The following is a 17299-nucleotide window of genomic DNA, read 5'->3' as shown; positions in this document are numbered from 1 at the left end:
TCATGCTTGAACTTCGACCTTTCAACACCTTGGGCGGCGCCCATCACGGCTGGCTTGACGCCCATCACCACTTATCGTTCGCCGAGTACCACGACCCCAAGCGCATGCATTGGGGCAACCTGCGGGTGTGGAACGACGACATTATCGCGCCCGGCACCGGTTTTCCGCAGCACCCGCACCGCGACATGGAAATCATCACCTATGTGCGTGAAGGCGCTATCAGCCACGCCGATAACCTGGGCAATAAAGGCCGCACTGAAGCCGGCGACGTTCAGGTGATGAGCGCAGGCACCGGGATTGCTCACAGTGAGTACAACCTGGAGGCCACGCCAACCAAAATCTTTCAAATCTGGATTATCCCGAATGAAGCCGGGTTGCCGCCTTCCTGGGGTGCCAAGCCGTTTCCAAAAGGTGATCGCGAGGGTTTTGTGACCCTGGCCAGCGGCAAGGCCGGTGACAGCGAAAGCCTGCGCATTCGGGCAGATGCACGCCTGGTGGCGGCTAATTTGAAAGCCGGGGAAAGTGCCGAGTATCGGCTGGACAGCGGGCGTCGGGCGTATTTGGTGCCGGCGACGGGGGTGATTGAAGTTAATGGCTTGCGTGCGCAAGCGCGAGACGGCGTGGCGGTTGAGGATGAGCGCGTGTTGCGGGTGACGGCGGTTGAAGACAGCGAGATCGTGTTGGTCGATTTGGCCTGAGCTGTAGCCTTGCCCCAATCAATCTGTGGGAGCTGACTTGCCTGCGAGGGTGGCACCACGGTATGTCTGTAATACCGAGGTGCCACCATCGCAGGCAAGCCAGCTCCCACATTTCAAACGTCGTTTTTAGGGTCAGTTGGCGCTGATTGCGCCGTCTACCAGCACTTGCGCCTCTTCCACCAGTTGCTTGAGGTGATCTTCACCCATAAAGCTCTCGGCGTAGATCTTGTAGATGTCTTCGGTACCGGAAGGCCGTGCGGCGAACCAGCCGTTTTCGGTCATCACTTTCAAGCCGCCAATCGCCTGGTTGTTGCCCGGCGCGTGGCTGAGGATTTGCTGGATGCTTTCCCCGGCCAGTTGCGTGTTGGTGACCTGCTCCGGCGACAGCTTGCCCAGCAAGGCTTTCTGCGCGGGTGTGGCTTTGGCATCTACGCGAATCGCGAACGGCTCGCCCAGGGCATCGGTCAGGCCACGGTAGATCTGGCTTGGGTCCTGGCCTTTGCGCGAGGTCATTTCGGCTGCGAGCAAGGCCGGGATCAGGCCGTCCTTGTCGGTGCTCCAGACGCTGCCGTCTTTACGCAGGAACGAGGCACCGGCGCTTTCTTCACCGCCAAAGCCCAGTGAACCTTCAAACAAACCGTCCGCAAACCATTTGAAGCCAACCGGCACTTCAAACAGGCGACGACCGATACGCGCAGCGACGCGGTCGATCAGGCCGCTGCTGACCACGGTCTTGCCCACGGCCGCGTCGGCGCGCCATTGCGGGCGGTTCTGGAACAGGTAATCGATGGACACTGCCAAGTAATTGTTCGGCGCCAACAGGCCGCCGGACGGGGTCACGATGCCGTGGCGGTCGTGATCCGGGTCACAGGCGAAGGCCACGTCGTAACGGTCCTTGAGGCCGATCAACCCTTGCATGGCATAGCTGGAAGACGGGTCCATGCGAATCTGGCCGTCCCAATCCACGCTCATGAAGCGGAAAGTGGAGTCGACTTCGGTGTTCACCACGTCCAGGTTCAAACGGTAATGTTCGGCAATGGCCGACCAGTAGCGCACCCCTGCTCCGCCCAGCGGATCAACGCCCAGGCGCAGGTCAGCGCTGCGGATGATGTCCATGTCGATCACATTGCCCAGGTCTGCCACATAAGTGTTGAGGTAGTCATGACGGTGGGTAGTGTCTGCCTTGAGCGCCTGGGAATGGGTGATGCGCTTGACCCCGGCCAGCTTGTTCGCCAGCAGTTCGTTGGCCTTGGCTTCGATCCACTTGGTGACGTGGGTGTCGGCCGGGCCACCGTTGGGTGGGTTGTACTTGTAGCCGCCGCTTTGTGGCGGGTTGTGCGACGGCGTGATGACAATGCCGTCCGCCAGGCCGCTGGTACGGCCACGGTTGTAGCAAATGATGGCGTGGGAAATCGCCGGGGTCGGCGTGTATTCATCGCCTTCGGCCAGCATCACGTGCACACCGTTGGCGGCCAGCACTTCCAGGGCGCTCGCACCGGCGGGTGTCGACAGCGCATGGGTGTCCAGGCCGACGAACAATGGGCCGTTGATACCTTGGGCTTCACGGTACAGGCAGATGGCCTGGCTGATGGCGAGCACGTGCCATTCGTTGAAGCTCAGCTCGAACGAGCTGCCACGGTGCCCGGACGTACCAAAGGCCACGCGTTGGGTGGAGATCGCTGCATCAGGCTGGCCGGTGTAATAGGCCGTCACCAGTCGCGGGATATCCACCAGCAACTGAGCTGGCGCCGGCTTGCCCGCAAAAGGACTGATTGTCATGCATAAACCTCGAAAAGAAGGATTTGGAAAAAAAGAACCAGTTTACTGAGAGTTGGACTGCTGCGCGACGGTATCGATCCTACAGCAGATAGAGAAATTTCAGGCGCTCAGCCTAACTGCGCCTGACGCAGCGCCTCGCCCACCGCCGCCAGTGCCCTGTCCAGCTCCGGCTGCCCCTGAAACCCATGGCTCACGCGCAGGTGCTGGCGATGCAGGCCGCTGATGCTGAACAGTTCGCCGGGCGCTACGACCACCTGCCGGGCCAGCAAATGCTGGAATACCTGGCGCATGTCCACGGTGCGGGTGGACTTCAGCCAGAACGTTGCCCCGCCGGTGGGCATGGTATAGCTGACCAGGCCCGCCAGGTGCTGGTCGAGCCGCTCGCCTACAGTTTCGGCCTGCTCACGCAACCGTTGGCGCAGGGCACGCAAGTGCTGGTCGATTCGCCCGCTGTGATAAAGACGCGCGATGGCGCGCTGGCGAATCGACGACAACCGGAACGAGCGCAGCAGGAACTGGCGCTGCAGTTCACTGCTCATGGGCCGGCACAGCACATACCCGTGGGGCGCTTCTGGCCCGAGAATTTTCTCGAAGGAGGAAAACACCACCAAGCGCTCAGGGTTAACCAGGTCGCGCAGCGCGACGTGTGCCGGGTTGAAATTCAACTCACTGCGGCTGTCGTTTTCCAGCAACCAGCAGCCGTAACGCTCGAGCAGTTGCGCCACCTCCAGCGGGTTGCACGCAGGCGGCACAACCCCCGACGGCAGGCAGATCAGGGGTGAGAGCAGCAACGCCTGCACCGGTTCATCACGGAGCAAGCCTTCCAGCCGCATCAAATCCAGGCCGCCATCGGCCGTCAGTTCCAGCTCGATGATTTTTACCCCGGCGTCCTGCAACAGGCGCAGGATCAGCCAGTCGCACGGCGACTCGACGATCACCGAGGCGCCCTTGAGGCCCAGCACCTCAATCAGCATTTCAAGCACGCCGCGCAGGTCGGCGCCGATGTAGACGTCGTCGGCGTGCCAGCACTGCGTCGGTGAGGTGGTGTAGCGCGCCGCCAGCGCTGCCCGCAGCTCCCATACACCGCAAGGCTGGGACCACGGCTGCACCGGGTGCGGATACTGGCGAAGCAACTCCCGCTCCAATCGCAACAAGGTGCTGTCAAGCGACGCCAGCAACGCCGGTTCATCGCCGCTGAGCACCACCATGCCCGGCCGGCGAGCGGCGAGGTAGAGGCCTTCGAGCAAGTCCCCACTCGGCAACGCTTCGGGACTCTCGGCGAGGGGCCAGGCGTAATAGCCCGACTTGGCCACCGAATACACCCGACCCTCTTTTTCCAGCAGCGAATAGGCGTACTGGATGGTCGAAATCGATACGTTCAACCGCTGAGATAACTGGCGCAAAGACGGCAGCTTTACGCGGTTCTGCGTACCGACCTCGTTTATCAGGTTAATCATGTAGCGATACACCGCCTGATAGGCGAAACCTGCCTGTCTCGCCCCGCGCGATATCATTGTCCGGACAGCTGGAAGGCCATGTCTGCGTCGCCCATTGAGCTTAAGTCGTGATCACTACGGGCGACACGCACCGGGTCAAGATTCATCGGCCGTTTGTGGTACAGGTGCTGAAGCAACGGCAACGGCAACCCACTGGCGTCGGTCAGCCACTGCTGCAGCATCTCGGCGGCCGGCTTGCCCTGCAGCACCTTGTGCAGTTCGGGCAGTGCTACCAGCATGCCGGGGCAGCATTGGCGCAAGTAGCCTTCCAGCCGTTCGCCGTGATGAATAAAGGGTGAAAACAACAGGCAGATCAGCTGGCTTTGATCCAGGCCAAAAAAATCCTGGGCGCGCGTTACGGACAATGCTCGCCCTTCACGACTGACCGCCTGAGTCATCGCGTCGTCCGGGAGGTGCAGCTGGCGCAGGTAGGTCGACGCCTGAAAAAGAAAGCCTTCGACGCCCTCTTCATAGTCCCGCGCTCGCAGGCATTCAGCTTGCAGGCCGCGAAGGTGGGCCATCAACAGCGGGTTGGCAAAGGCCGGATGACTGAAGTGAAAGCCCAGCGGGTCGGGGGCGTAGTCCATGAACTCCGCGAGCAATGGCGTGTTGTTGCGGTCGATTCCCTTCAACAGGTCCGCGATCCCGATGTAAGCCAAGTGCCGGTGACCGCCGGGGCTGCTGTCGGCCTTCGGGGTGAAGTGTTCGCCGTACAGGCCACGGTAGAAGTCGTCGCTCCATTGATCCATGCGCGTGAACACGCCATTGAGCGAAGCAGGCCGGTCCTGTGTAACCTCGACGCCTGTTGTCTGGACGGTCTTTTTCAACCAGGCAAGGAACTGGCTTTGCTTGCGCACAGAGTCGCCGCTGACCACGGCATGCACCCCGCCGTTCCAGGCGGTGACGCGCTGGTAAAAATCCCCAAGGGCCAGGTAGGTGTCGTTACACAGGGTTGCGCGAATATCACCGGAGGTCAGGTGGCCGACCATCTGCCTGTTGCGCTGCGTGGTTTCTCGGCCAGTGGTAGACGGTGGGCGCTGGTGATTGAAAGGCAGCACCTGGCCATATTCCACCATCAGCAGCTCGACACGCGGATCATCATGGAAAAACAGCCGGCTGTAGCCACGATGAAGCGTATCGAGGGTGCCTTGGGTCATGCTGGCGTGGCGCAACGTGGCCACCCGCAGGTGAAATGTCCTCGGCGCCCGAGCGGCAATGGTCAATTGTGCGGCGCGCAGCAGCGCCAGGGTGTAGCTGCTGACTTCACCGCCGCCGTGGGCCACCAGTATTTTGTAATCGCCCATCTGCTCCATTCCGCCCGCCGCCACAACAATGCGCTGGATCAACAGTTGAAGTGCAGTGCGTTCTGTCCGATTGAAATGCCCGACCAACCGTTGCAAAACTTGCTGGTAAACATAATTCATAGCCTGGTCGTGAATAGCGCTCATTGTTCTACTACCTGAGTTGAAGTATCAGTTTCAAGCAACTGCTGAGAGTATTTGCTCGCTGTATTACGGCGGTGAGAAAGGTCGCTCAGGCGCAGTGTCATCGCGATAAGTCAACATTAGCATCCCGCAACAAAAAGATATTGGCTGCTTACTTGGCCAACACCGAATTCTCACGGCGCACGAAGGCTCTGCGACGGGCCTTAAAGCCAGTAGCGAATGCCTTCCTAGGAACGTTCTGACAACTTCCTACACCTATTTAACTGGCAACAATAAGATCCTTCCGACAAATAAAAAACGCGACGCAGTGTTCCTCGCCCACCTCTATCTTGAAACCCTTTCTGAAGGCGCCCATGTCCTCGGGGCCGTGCATTGCAGTTACTGTGGATGGCAGGAATTGCCTGCAGCACTATCAAGCACTCAATCATTTCTCAGTCCTTGAGATGAACATGAAGTGCCAATTATCGGGGCTGCAATAATGATTAACAGATACAGAAGCCGGCCTAAAACCAGTTCAGATAAATATCAGGCAGTGCACGGATGACACGCGCACAAAGACGCCGCGCTGGGATTCAGGGCGGCGTCTGGAAGGAAGGTATCGTTTACAGGATTGAGGAATGACTCTGCGCGTGAGGTGGCACGCGGTTTAAGTCATGCCAAATGGCGCATTTACCCCATGCGCCAAGGGGTTGGACGGTCCGTTTGCGAATACTCCTACATCTCAAACAGCTTCAACCTGCAACGCAACGCGCTCGCGGCACGGGCATTCGTCCATATAACGGTGCGCTTCGACGAACTGACTGAACGGAAACACCGTGGTTTTCAGCGGCACCAGCACGCCATCAGCCGTCAGTTGGTTGATGTCACGCAGGGCACGTTGCATCGCCACCTGATCCTGGATGATGCCCAGTTCGGGTTTACCGGTGAAGTTACCAATGCAGTGCACGAAGAACTGAATATTCTTCTGGAACGCCGCGCAGGCCGGAAATGGCGTCTGGTTACCGCCTTGCAGACCATAGAGCACCAGACTGCCACGGGGTGCCAGCACGTCACCGAGCAACGACATCTGCGGGCCGCCCAAGCCATCGAACACCACGTCAACGCCACGGTTGTCGGTGAACTTGTTGATTTGCATCAACAGGTCCTGCTCTTCGGTGACGATGACCTTTTCCGCGCCCAGGGACAGCAGGTACTCGCGCTCCGAGGCGTCCTTGGTAGCCGCAATCACCCGCACACCCAGGGCTTTGCCCAGTTGCACGAACGAGGGGCCGGCACAGTGACTGGCGTCGGTCACCAGCGCAAACTGGCCGGGTTTGACCCGCGCCAGGTCCATGTAGGCAAAGTAGGCAATCAACAGCGGCGTGTAGTGCACGCTGGCCTGAATCGGGCTCAAGACGTCCGGATAACGGGTCAGGGCCGAACGGGGCAGGACGATTTGTTCGCCATACACCGGGTAATCATTAGGGCTCTCGGCCGGAAAACTGGCCACTTTATCGCCCACTGCCAGGTCATCCACGCCGTCGCCGAGGGCAATAACCACCCCGGCCATCTCATGGCCAAGGCCGGAGGGCAAGCGTGCATGGGAGGACGCCAGGTTCTGGCGCCACAGAACGTCGTACCAGCTGATGCCAATCGCATCGACACGCACCTGCACTTCGCCGGGTGCAGGCTGCGCGGCTGCGTGCTCTTCGCACTTGAGCACCTCGGCCGGACCAAACTTGTGAAAACGAATCGTGCGGGACATCGCAAACCTCGTCAAAGTAACCTCTAATGCCATGAACTCTATCTGGGCTTTCCAGGTAAGACCACCGGTCGCCGTTAATAGTCGACATGCATGTCATTGATTCCGCAACTGAGGGATAAACCTCAAGTGCTGTAGGAAAACTCAATTATCTTGTGCAGAGTACCAGCCTTTCCCCGTAAGATTCATGCTGGTCATCGCTTCTATATGGCCGATCTCGTCAAGTTTGCTGACTCTTCCAGGACACAAGATGAACCGTAACGACCTGCGTCGTGTCGACCTTAACCTCTTGATCGTATTCGAAACCTTGATGCACGAGCGCAGTGTGACCCGCGCCGCCGAGAAGTTGTTCCTTGGCCAGCCAGCCATCAGCGCGGCCCTGTCGCGCCTGCGTGGGTTGTTTGATGACCCGCTGTTCGTACGCACCGGGCGCAGCATGGAACCGTCCGCCCGCGCCGTGGAAATCTTTGCCCTGCTCTCCCCGGCCCTGGACTCGATCTCCACCGCCGTCAGCCGCGCAGCTGAATTCGACCCGGCCACCAGCACCGCGGTATTCCGTATCGGCCTGTCCGACGATGTCGAGTTCGCCCTGTTGCCGCAATTGCTCAAACGCCTGCGCGCCGAGTCCCCGGGCATCGTGCTGGTGGTGCGCCGCGTCAACTACATCCTGATGCCCGGCCTGCTGGCCTCCGGCGAAATCTCCATCGGCGTCAGCTACACCGCCGACCTTCCGGCCAACGCCAAGCGCAAGGTATTGCGCCGCAGCCTGCCCAAACTGCTGCGCGCCGACAGCGTGCCGGGTTCATTGAGCCTGGATGACTTCTGCGCGCGCCCGCACGCCCTGGTGTCCTTCGCGGGTGACCTGAGCGGGTTTATTGATGAAGAGTTGGAAAAACTCGACCGCAAACGCCACGTGGTGCTGGCCGTGCCGCAGTTCAATGGCCTCGGCACGCTGCTGGCGGGCACTGACATCCTCGCCACCGTGCCGGACTACGCAGCGGAAGCGCTGACCTCGGCAGGCGGTTTGCGCGCTGAAGACCCGCCGCTGCCCGTGCGCTCGTTCGAGTTGCACATGGCGTGGCGCGGGTCGCAGGACAATGATCCGGGAGAGCGGTGGTTGCGGTCGCGGATTCAGATGTTTTTTGGCGATCCTGAGAGTCTTTAGGGGTCGTCGGGCAGGCTGTGCGGCTGGTGGGGTATTGCAGCGCTCAAACGGCGCTGCATAGCTCAACGCGACCGGGTTGCGGCGACGGAACCCTCAATCGCCAAGGCGTTGAGAAATCCAAGGCAATTGCTCGGGTTGGTAGCCGTTGATCTTTTCTCCCACCGAGATAAGCGCATTGTTGACGCTGCGTGGGGTAGTGCCCATTCCAGGTAGTTTTTCCGCCGTAACTCGGCAGGCCTGCGCTTTGCTGAGTCCCTGGTCATGGTGAAGATCCCAGGCGAATAGCCTCGAATCAACGGCGCAACGCTGGTGAGTGTCTTGAACAATTTATGCGCCTGCACAGGCTCGAATAAGTCGACAAAATCCGTGGCCGGCGACGGTTCGTCGAGCAACCTTTGCAGTCTGGCGTAATCGCCTTTTGCACGGGCATCCGCTATACGCCGTGCACGAATCATTCCTCTGCCGGAATAAGCGGCGTTCACGATTTCCCTTCTGGATGGCGCTGGAGTTTCGGAGTCAAACACCACAATTACACTATCGGTGACCCGTTTGCCGTTGATGATCACTTCATCAACGTCAGTGGTGAAGCTCCTGACACTGCGATTGGAAACAGGGATGGGAGACTGCCCGGGGCGGTTATAGAACCTATGGACCTCAATCATCCGTGGCGGCTCATGGTCCTCGTCCATTCGGCTCTGCTTGCCATGGTATGAGAACTTTCCGGTGGTGATACCCATTTCCTCACGCCCGGCTGAAGAGTTGATGAATACCCACCAATTCCACATCAGCTCAAGTTCGTTTTCTACGGCCAGGTCGGCAAGTCGGAAGCCCCGCGTGAACTGCAACCTTGACCAAACTTCATCAATCTGGCTTTCGAAGCGATTCATCGTGTCCCGCAACAGCTGAGCCTGGTGTTCGTCTTCAACCCCATCAGCCGGGTCGTACTGCCACTGAAACGCGTCCAAAAAGGATCGCAGCCCCCCTTAAGCCTTCGATGGGCTCATCCATTACTTGGCCGGGGGTATAGATGGCCTGGGCTATTTGATCATGCAATTGAACAAGCATCCGGTGTGCATCCCCGGTTACCAAGCGCTCTTTGCGCTTAGCGAGCTCAATCCAGGACAGTTTGTCCCACTTGTCCTTTGTCTCGACTTCGTCATCCGTGTATTCGTCCGTTCGCATAAATCACACCATGCTGGATGCTACCCAGGTTGGGATGGCCGATAAGCAGCAGAGTGAATAACCTGCAACCGGCTAGCTCACTCAGACTCAAAATCCGGGGTTTACAAGGGGCTTGCATACAGAAGGAGCGGCCCAAGCCACGCCTTCTCCTCACACCATCAACATGACGCGAGTCGAATACAGAGGTGCCTATGTTTGGTTTTTTTCAGGCATCCAGAAAGAAAGAAGTCGCGGCTTTTACGGCCAGCTTGCCCGGCGAGACCAAGACGCTTTCTTGCAACATCTCTATGACAAAGGCTACTCAGTCCCGGAGATCAGCAAAGAAATGGAGGTCACTGCACCCAACATTTACAGCCGCATCACCGCGCATCGCGGGCGCGGCCCACAAACCAATTGAGCCTGCCTGGCCGACCAGGTGAAACCACGGGCTTGCGCCTCGAAAGCAGGCCCGTATCCCCGCGCGCTTGCGCCTTAACGCCTCAATCAGGCCCGGCAAATGATTGGGCGCAGCCAAGCATCGCGGTTTCTGGTGCGCAACCACAGGTGGACCTGCGCGTGATCGGCGTGTTGTGGCTCGGCATCGACAGCAATCAGGCAGTTCCCGGCATCAATCGATTTACCCATCAAAATATCGCGCTTGATCAGGACCGTGTCACCATCCCCCGGTAGTTCGTAGCAACCGTCGAGGGTCGACACGAACCACTGGCGCTGGAACCGGGTGATGCCCAGAGGCTCACCGGGTACTTGTGCAATGGTGCGGGTCATGTCACCCGCAACGCTGACGACCGAACCGCCCGCCGCAATGGCCCACAATTCCCCTCTCGGACCTTCGACACCGGCGATCATATTGATGAACGCGCTGGCCTCAGTCGGCCATGGTCCATCAATTCGCTGCCAGGTCCCGCCCACCGGCCGACGCAGGATCAGGCCCGCATACCCCAGCGCGTATATTGCGTCTTGCGTCTGGACAATGTTGTTGACACCACCCAGCGTTCCGACAACGTGATCGTCGTGTTCAAGGCGAGCAACATCGCCCGATGTCCAACGATACAACCGGCGGCTGAAAGTACCGATCAACAAGCCATCGCTCGCCCAACACAGGCATTCAGCAAGCTCGACGTTCTGGCCATCCGTGGCCACATAACCCAGTGTGCGGGAGTACCACTCATCGCGCGCGTTGAGCTGTGGATGGGACGTAATCTGCCGCCATCCAGCCACCTGTCCAAGGTCGGTGTTGGTGACCAGCTCATCTTCGCTAGTGATCGCCCAGACTTGGCCGTCGCTATCACTGACGATGGCCTGGATGGCATCTGGCACCCAAACCTGTGGTTGCAGGCGTAAATGCTCACCGTCCAGTTCCCCCCTGATAATCCAGGACGATGTATGACCGCTTTCGCCCGACACGTGCACGGCAAACCAGGGCACCCCGGCGGCCATTGTCAGGTCGGCAAGCTGGTAGCGCCGGGCGTGATGGGCGGGTGTTGATGGGTTTATGTTGTCGCTCATGTCACTGGCACCGGTTGTTGGGTCACTGTAGAAGGTACGTCGTAGAACAAAGGCAACTCCCTGTCCATGGGCCAGCCGGCCGCCGTGTAGAACTCACGCGCCTCAATCAGGAGCACCATGGCGACCGCGCGGCCGACACTTTTGCGTTCATTCCACGTCATGAACCCCGCCTGCGCCAAGGCAAAACCTTTGACGTTGAAACGTTTGAATTCATCCGAGTTGGCAAGGCCACTGTTCCTGACGGCCACATCCACACCCAGATCCGCGGTGGTATACACATGGGTCATCCACTCAAGCACATGCTCCAGGTACTCGCCGGTCGTTGGGTTTTTCGCGGGCAGTGTCGGATCGCCGCGCAGCCGTTTGCGTGTGTGTTTCTGGGCGTCCGTCACAAATTTATGCTGCGATCCTCTGTTCTGTGAATCCTGCATAAACGTCGCGTAGCTCTGGTCAAGGCTGAAAGACTGCCCCCTGTGCAGTGACCCACGCAGTGCCTTGTCGGGGATCAAGTGATCGGCATCGTAGCCACGGTAGATATTCAACACCTGGGCGTTGGCCGCGGACTTGACCTGGGAAATGATTTTGTAGCCGCCCGCCAAGGTGGGCATGCGTAGCAGTTCACGCATCGCTTGCTTGGTGCTCGCATCGAGCGCGTCGGTGCGCCAGTCGAGCCCATTGATTTTATTGGCCAACGCGACCGTGGCTTCGATTTCCGCACGCAGCACGTCTGCCTGTAGCGGGTAGGCCGCTTCAATGACGCTGGGCCGCAGGTCCGATACGCTGTACGCCGGGTTGGACAGGATTCTGGAAATCACCTCGCGCGCTTCACGCTCACTCAGTGTGTGCCCATCAGTACGCGGGTAGGTAATGCCCGCGACGTCGAATGAGTCAACGAAAGTGTGCTGTTGCGCTTGGTGCGCAGCGACGAACGCTGCCTGGGCAACTGCGTCCGAGGGGTCGCGCAATGCGGCCTCATAGGCGTTTCGCATCAGGGTCATGGAGGCAAAACTGCTATTCATCGGCAGTGCCCTCCGCGCGCGTGTTCGACGCATTGCCACGTACCAGATCATCGATGTGCTTGCCGAACGTCGAGGGCCTACCGTGTCCACGCGCTTGCATCCACGCCAATAAATGATCGACTGTCGGCTCAAGCAGCGAGCGGGTGCGTATGCCGTGGTCTTGCACTACCACTTGCAAGCGAGGACTTTGCTCATCGAGCACTGCCTCCATCTCTGCCGACGCCCAATTGCGCGTGTGCTGGTGCAGGCCATCGGGGTCCAGCGCAAACCAACCTGGGTAGCTGCCCGGCTTGCCCGTTATCACCTCGACACCAATTTCAACCTGCCGGACAGCCGGTTTACCCGGCCACGTCAGGGGGTAAATCCGGCGTACAGTCTGAAACTGTCCATCTCGCAGGGAAGAGGCCAACATCAGTTTGGACATCAGGTCGTAAAGTTGCCGCTGCCTCGGGGTAAGCGCGGCCATCTTGGGGCTGTCGCCCTCCAGGCTGATGTCCAGAGGCACCAGTGCTCCGTGGGCACCGCTGCGGCCGCCGTCCGAAACCGGGTGGGCTTGCGCGCCAGGCGCGGGATCATCGTCGTGCTGCTCGGCCTCAGCGGGTGAAGGCGAACCGGCAGGCGCGCCCCACGTATTCAGCTCGACGGCGGGCTGCTGGGAAAACAGCGCGACCTCAGCGCCTTGCGCATCGACCGTTGGTGCATGGGGGCCCGCAACCGGCTGCGCGCCGCACTGATCATCAAACTGCGCCGCCCAGGTGTGCACGAACGCAAGGTAGTCCGCCTCCCCTGCATCCGGCAATTGGGACAGGTGAGTCAGAGCATCGTCGAAGGCCATCAACAACGCATTGGCGCTGATTGTGTTCAGCCAAGGGTTGTTCAGCACCTTATCTGCCTGGCGCCGTCCGGACTCGGTCAGGAACAAGCGCCCCTGCGCATCCAATGCAGCCCAACCATTGTCGTTCGGTGCTGACTCGGGCTCGTCCTGCCCCTCGCGCATCTCATACAGTTTTTGCAACGTGCTCATGGTGCTCGACGGCATCCAGCCAAATCGCCTGAACGCCTCTTGCAGGACCAGGTTAGTGCCCAGGCTTTGAGCAGGTGCCAGCAGCAAGTCCTCATGCTCGAGCAGGCAAGGTGTCGGTGAAACCATCGCGTCGCTCAGTTGGTCGATCAAGGTGTGAACGCTCTCTGTGCGGTCACTGCCCCACGCGCGCCAGGCTTCGCTGCCGCGCCGCACCATCAAGCGAGCCGGCACGAGGGTATCGTTCACGTTCAGGTTTATCGCGACACCCAACCGTTTACCGGGTAACCCCGGGGAGTCACCATGGCCCGCCAGTACCCTGAGCAAGGGCCCCTTGACCCGTCCACCTCCGACAATACCGTGACGCATGTAGACCGAGCCGATGAGGTTGTCCAGCACCCGCTGGGCAATGGCTCCATATGCCAAGCCCATATTCAAGGCCCTGCAAGCGCTGCCAGCTCGCTCGTCGGCGGTAGCGCCCTCGACCTGTACACACCGACCCTCCTCAAATGATCGGGCCATTTCGGGGGTGGTCAATGCATGAAACCTTACCCGACGCACCCTCTGAATATGCATGAACCACGGTGCTTCCTTGAGTACCTGGATCATGTGCCAAGCGATCGCTTCGCCTTGGGCATCATCGTCCGTCCCCAACACCAGCTCAGTGCATTGCAGTAAACGGCTGCCGGTATTGCGTAGGGACGCCGCCAGGTCACTGCCCTCGCGCTCGCTCAATTGCCAGTGCGGTTTGAGCCCATCACGCCAACTGATCGCACCGGGGCCTGGGAGGTCACGAATATGACCGCCACAACCGAACACCTGAGTACCGCCAGGTACCAGCTCTTGGATGATTTTCGCCTTGTGCAAGGATTCGACAACCATCAGCGTGGCGGGACCGAGCTTGCACGCTGGCACCCGCGGGGCGCAGGTGAGCCGCTCATGCTCTGGCTCACGCACACCGGCCAAGCATCGTCCTACCACAGCAGAAGGCAAATCGTTGTTCGGGTCCATCGCCTGCTGGGAAAAAAACAGATCGGAATGGCCAAACATAATGAAGCTTTTCTGCGCACGACTGATCGCTACGTTGAGCAGACGCCCATCGTCACGATCGATAAACACCCGCTCACGATGATTGGTATCGGTTCGACGGCTGGCGCGGCTTTCCCGATTCACGGCACTGAACAACACCACAGGTTTCTCCGCCCCTTGAAGGGTATGAACCGTGCCGATGGTCAAACGCTCACTCAGGTCAGCGTCATCCGGGTCGAGTTCTTCGCGCACCCGACGCTTTATCGCTTCGACCTGGCCTCGAAATGGCGTGACGACCGCGACAAGTTTTTCCAACCCTATCGGCTGCTCCGGGTGGCCTTCGACCCTGGCGGCCCACTTCGCCAGGCGCGGTCCGTGCTCTTTAAGCCAGTCCACGATGGCATTGGCTTCTCCAGGGTTGGACCATGAGTCGCCTTTGCAGGGCTCATCGTTCGGGCCACCGGTCTGATAGAACCCGAGCGGCGGTAGCGGAAACGTTGCCTTCATGCGTTTGCGCAACTGCATTTCAGCTTCGCCCTCGAGCAAGGGCAACTCGGCATCCGCGAACAGCCCTGCCAGCGGGTTGGGCACTTTGGGTTCCAACTCTTTGCTGAGCAACCCGCCCTCGGCATCACGGTCGTGATCGTGGTACAGCAAATCGATACACACATTGATGATCGACTCTGCACAACGGTAGTGCTCCCGCAGGAGCAGCCCGTCCCGTAGCCGTCCGTCCGGCATGGCCTCGGCAAACGATGCCCCGGTTGCGGCAAGCTTCATGATTGAACCCGTGGCGGAGTCCGCGCCACGCACGAGCAAGGCGCCCAAAGACGACGGATCGGCCCAACGGTCCTGCACCTGGCGCGCATCGACCTCGGGTGTTACCGAAGACACGGGGGAGAGCTGCTTCATATCGCCGACCACCACGGCTTTTTTAGCCAGGCTAAGCACCGGCACACCCAGCTCCGGCGCAGCTTGCCCCGCCTCATCGATAATCAGCAAATCCAGGAACGCGAACAGCGGCCTACGGCCCTCTCCCAGTAACCGTGGGGCGCTATGCAAGGTGGCGACAATGCACGGAAACAGCATGGCTGCGTGCCTGAGTGCGTTCTTTCGGCTGCCAGGCTCGGGGGTTGCGATCACACTGGCCAGCCAACGCGTCTCCCAGTAACGCGCGGCCAACTGGAAAATAATCGGCCGCCACACCACGTCCAGCAATTTCTGCTGCTGCGCCTGGCGCGCCTCAGGGGTTGCGGCCACACGCAAATCCGCGAGGATGTCGATGGCCCAGGAAGATGACCATGCCTCACTGGGAAAGCGCGCAGCCAGCTCACCGGGCTCGATCAACGCGTCGATGTCAGCCTGGCGCTCGATTGCCGAGGCCAACCCACTGCGCAATACCTGGGTCAGCGTGTTCAAGTGCTCGCAGAGGGTCGACGCCGTAGGCGTTGTCGAAGCACTCTTCTGCATGAGATAGATAAAACGCGTGGCATCACTGACCTGATGTTTCTGCTCAACGCTAAACAACGCATTGAACAACTCTGGCAGCTCGCGGAAGGCATCTTCAAAGTGCCGCGCCAAAGCAAGGGCTGCCGCAACACCGTCTTCGTACGATTGCTTGAGGCTGGAGGACCCGACGCCCAAGATGCGCAACTGCTTTTGCCGGATCTCAAGCGTGGTGAACTTGCTGCGATGGGTTTTCCCCTTGGCCTTGGACGGTGCGCTGGCGGTGAAACCCAATAGTGGCTTGCCCGTAGGGTCCAACCAACGACGTGCCAGGGCATGCTTCCTGCCTACGGCACCATTGAACGTGCCCATCACATTCTCGACACTCTGGTTGGTCGCCCCGCACACAAACGTGACGGGGCAATGTTCGCGATTATCGTAAGCCGCCAACACCCATTGGTTGGCGATCATCGCACGCAGCATGGCCGTCTTCCCAGTGCCCGGCGGCCCACTGACCGCAACCACCCCGACCTGCTCACCCAACCGGCCGAGGGCGTGCAATGCGCGGCGCTGCGATTCGTTCAAGGGGTCTGCGCCGCGATTGACGTCTGGCTTGTCGAGGTGTGTGGCCTTATCGACCATGGCCACGTGCCGGATCGTCACCTGCGGCGCTGCCATGCCGCCTGCCTGGACAGCCGAACGGTGTCGTCCGGCGCCTATGAGCTGCTCCAGTGCGCCGATGGACGGCGCATTGGGGATCGCTTCATAGATGTTGGCGAGCGCACGTGTTGCATAGCCAGGCTGTCGCGGCACCGCGACCCATTGCCCCGTGATCGGCGCCATTCCCGTCTCAACCCCATCCGCTTGAACGTGGGCGAACAAGGCAAAACAGGCGTCGACATAACTGCTCAAATTGGCGCTTTGGCTCAACGTCGCGAAAAATAGCTTGAGCTCGTCGCGATAGCAATCGAAGTGGCCAATGGCCGGCGGCAGGTCGTTGGCCGCCATCAGTGGCTGCGGTTCAAGCCATTGGCGGACCACACGCGGCCGGCAATCGTTGGGGTCGCGTGGTAGGCATATTTGGTTTTTGTCGTTCAGGTCGAAAGGAAACCAGAACGCGATATTCAGTCGGTCGGGCTTGAGGCGGTTTTTTTTCGCGCCCGGCGCAGGCTTTTTATCCGGGTCGGGCCACGTGACCTGGACCTCATCGCTTGATGAGGTGGTTTGATGGAACACCAGCGCCATGGGAATACGCGGATCGTCATCCGGCTCGTCCGCCTCCTGCGCACCCTCTGCGTCGTCCTCTGAGGCCTCAAGTGCCTGCGCTTGCTGTTTTCGCCGGGCCTCTGCGGCACGCTCAGTGAGAATGCCCAGTGCCAGCGCCCGACGCTTGCCGAAACCGAGATTGAAGTTGGGCCAGGCCAGCCCCGCGAAATTTGTCACCGGGATGCGGACATCGGTGGCTTGCAGGCCACCCAAGTCATCGGCAATCAGCGCTCTGTGCCAGTAGTCCAGCACATTCGCGGGCAAACTCCCGACGGGTCCTGCCTGAGGGTCCACCTCCATCGAGTGCAGAACCTGTTCCTTGGAAACCGCTACAGCAGTAAAATCCTTGCGCAACCGCTTGCTCAAGTCCATGAGACGCCTAAACATTTCTTACACCCTATAAATCCGAACGGCATACGAACAATGGCTCGTAGCGGCCAACAATGATGGCCCATTGCCTTGGTCGCTGCAATTCAAGCCGGGCACGTATAGTTAACGAGTGACCT

11 protein-coding genes are annotated in these 17299 nt (G+C 59.8%); 3 read left to right on the top strand and 8 right to left on the bottom strand.

From position 1 onward, the window contains the following. Positions 1–2: 2 nt before the first annotated feature. Complete coding sequence (locus Q7C20_RS00185; RefSeq protein ID WP_375064280.1) at positions 3–698, top strand: pirin family protein; 696 nt, start codon at positions 3–5, stop codon at positions 696–698. Between the two features lie 132 nt (positions 699–830). Here Q7C20_RS00185 and pgm read toward each other — a convergent pair whose 3' ends face one another. From pgm to Q7C20_RS00165, 4 genes are all read right to left on the bottom strand, one after another. Next, on the bottom strand, positions 831–2477 hold the full coding sequence (gene pgm, locus Q7C20_RS00180; RefSeq protein WP_375064278.1) for a phosphoglucomutase (alpha-D-glucose-1,6-bisphosphate-dependent): 1647 nt from the start codon (positions 2475–2477) through the stop codon (positions 831–833). A gap of 107 nt (positions 2478–2584) precedes the next feature. Further along, positions 2585–3991: a PLP-dependent aminotransferase family protein gene (locus Q7C20_RS00175; RefSeq protein ID WP_375064276.1), complete on the bottom strand. Its 1407-nt coding sequence runs from the start codon at positions 3989–3991 to the stop codon at positions 2585–2587. Further along, positions 3988–5421, bottom strand: a complete 1434-nt coding sequence (locus Q7C20_RS00170; protein ID WP_375064274.1) for a hypothetical protein — start codon at positions 5419–5421, stop codon at positions 3988–3990. Before Q7C20_RS00170 ends, Q7C20_RS00175 begins: the two co-directional genes overlap by 4 nt. A 718-nt stretch (positions 5422–6139) precedes the next feature. Continuing rightward, positions 6140–7162, bottom strand: a complete 1023-nt coding sequence (locus tag Q7C20_RS00165; protein WP_375064272.1) for a zinc-dependent alcohol dehydrogenase family protein — start codon at positions 7160–7162, stop codon at positions 6140–6142. 247 nt (positions 7163–7409) lie between these two features. On the opposite strand from Q7C20_RS00165, the gene Q7C20_RS00160 reads away from it, so the two are divergent. Next, complete coding sequence (locus tag Q7C20_RS00160; protein WP_065873157.1) at positions 7410–8324, top strand: LysR family transcriptional regulator; 915 nt, start codon at positions 7410–7412, stop codon at positions 8322–8324. 62 nt (positions 8325–8386) lie between these two features. Here the strand turns inward: Q7C20_RS00160 and Q7C20_RS00155 are convergent, their stop codons facing one another. Further along, on the bottom strand, positions 8387–9289 hold the full coding sequence (locus tag Q7C20_RS00155; protein WP_375064269.1) for a hypothetical protein: 903 nt from the start codon (positions 9287–9289) through the stop codon (positions 8387–8389). Between the two features lie 329 nt (positions 9290–9618). Here Q7C20_RS00155 and Q7C20_RS00150 point away from each other — a divergent pair, with 329 nt between their 5' ends. Next, complete coding sequence (locus tag Q7C20_RS00150; RefSeq protein ID WP_375064267.1) at positions 9619–9903, top strand: hypothetical protein; 285 nt, start codon at positions 9619–9621, stop codon at positions 9901–9903. Positions 9904–9989: 86 nt separating this feature from the next. On the opposite strand, the gene Q7C20_RS00145 is transcribed toward Q7C20_RS00150, so the two are convergent. The 3 genes from Q7C20_RS00145 to Q7C20_RS00135 are packed head-to-tail and all read right to left on the bottom strand — an operon-like array spanning position 9990 to position 17180. Beyond that, positions 9990–11012 (bottom strand): hypothetical protein, encoded by a 1023-nt coding sequence (locus Q7C20_RS00145; RefSeq protein WP_375064266.1) that lies wholly within the window; start codon positions 11010–11012, stop codon positions 9990–9992. Continuing rightward, positions 11009–12031: a hypothetical protein gene (locus tag Q7C20_RS00140; RefSeq protein ID WP_375064264.1), complete on the bottom strand. Its 1023-nt coding sequence runs from the start codon at positions 12029–12031 to the stop codon at positions 11009–11011. Before Q7C20_RS00140 ends, Q7C20_RS00145 begins: the two co-directional genes overlap by 4 nt. Continuing rightward, positions 12024–17180, bottom strand: coding sequence for an AAA domain-containing protein (locus Q7C20_RS00135; protein ID WP_375064262.1), 5157 nt, complete (start codon positions 17178–17180; stop codon positions 12024–12026). The genes Q7C20_RS00140 and Q7C20_RS00135 overlap by 8 nt, the downstream gene beginning before the upstream one ends. Positions 17181–17299: the final 119 nt, after the last annotated feature.

This window comes from Pseudomonas sp. AMR01 (genome assembly GCF_041946035.1).
Lineage (GTDB): Bacteria > Pseudomonadota > Gammaproteobacteria > Pseudomonadales > Pseudomonadaceae > Aquipseudomonas > Aquipseudomonas antarctica_B.
The sequence above is the reverse complement of the archived record's forward strand: the minus strand, read 5'-3'. Positions and strand labels throughout refer to the sequence as shown.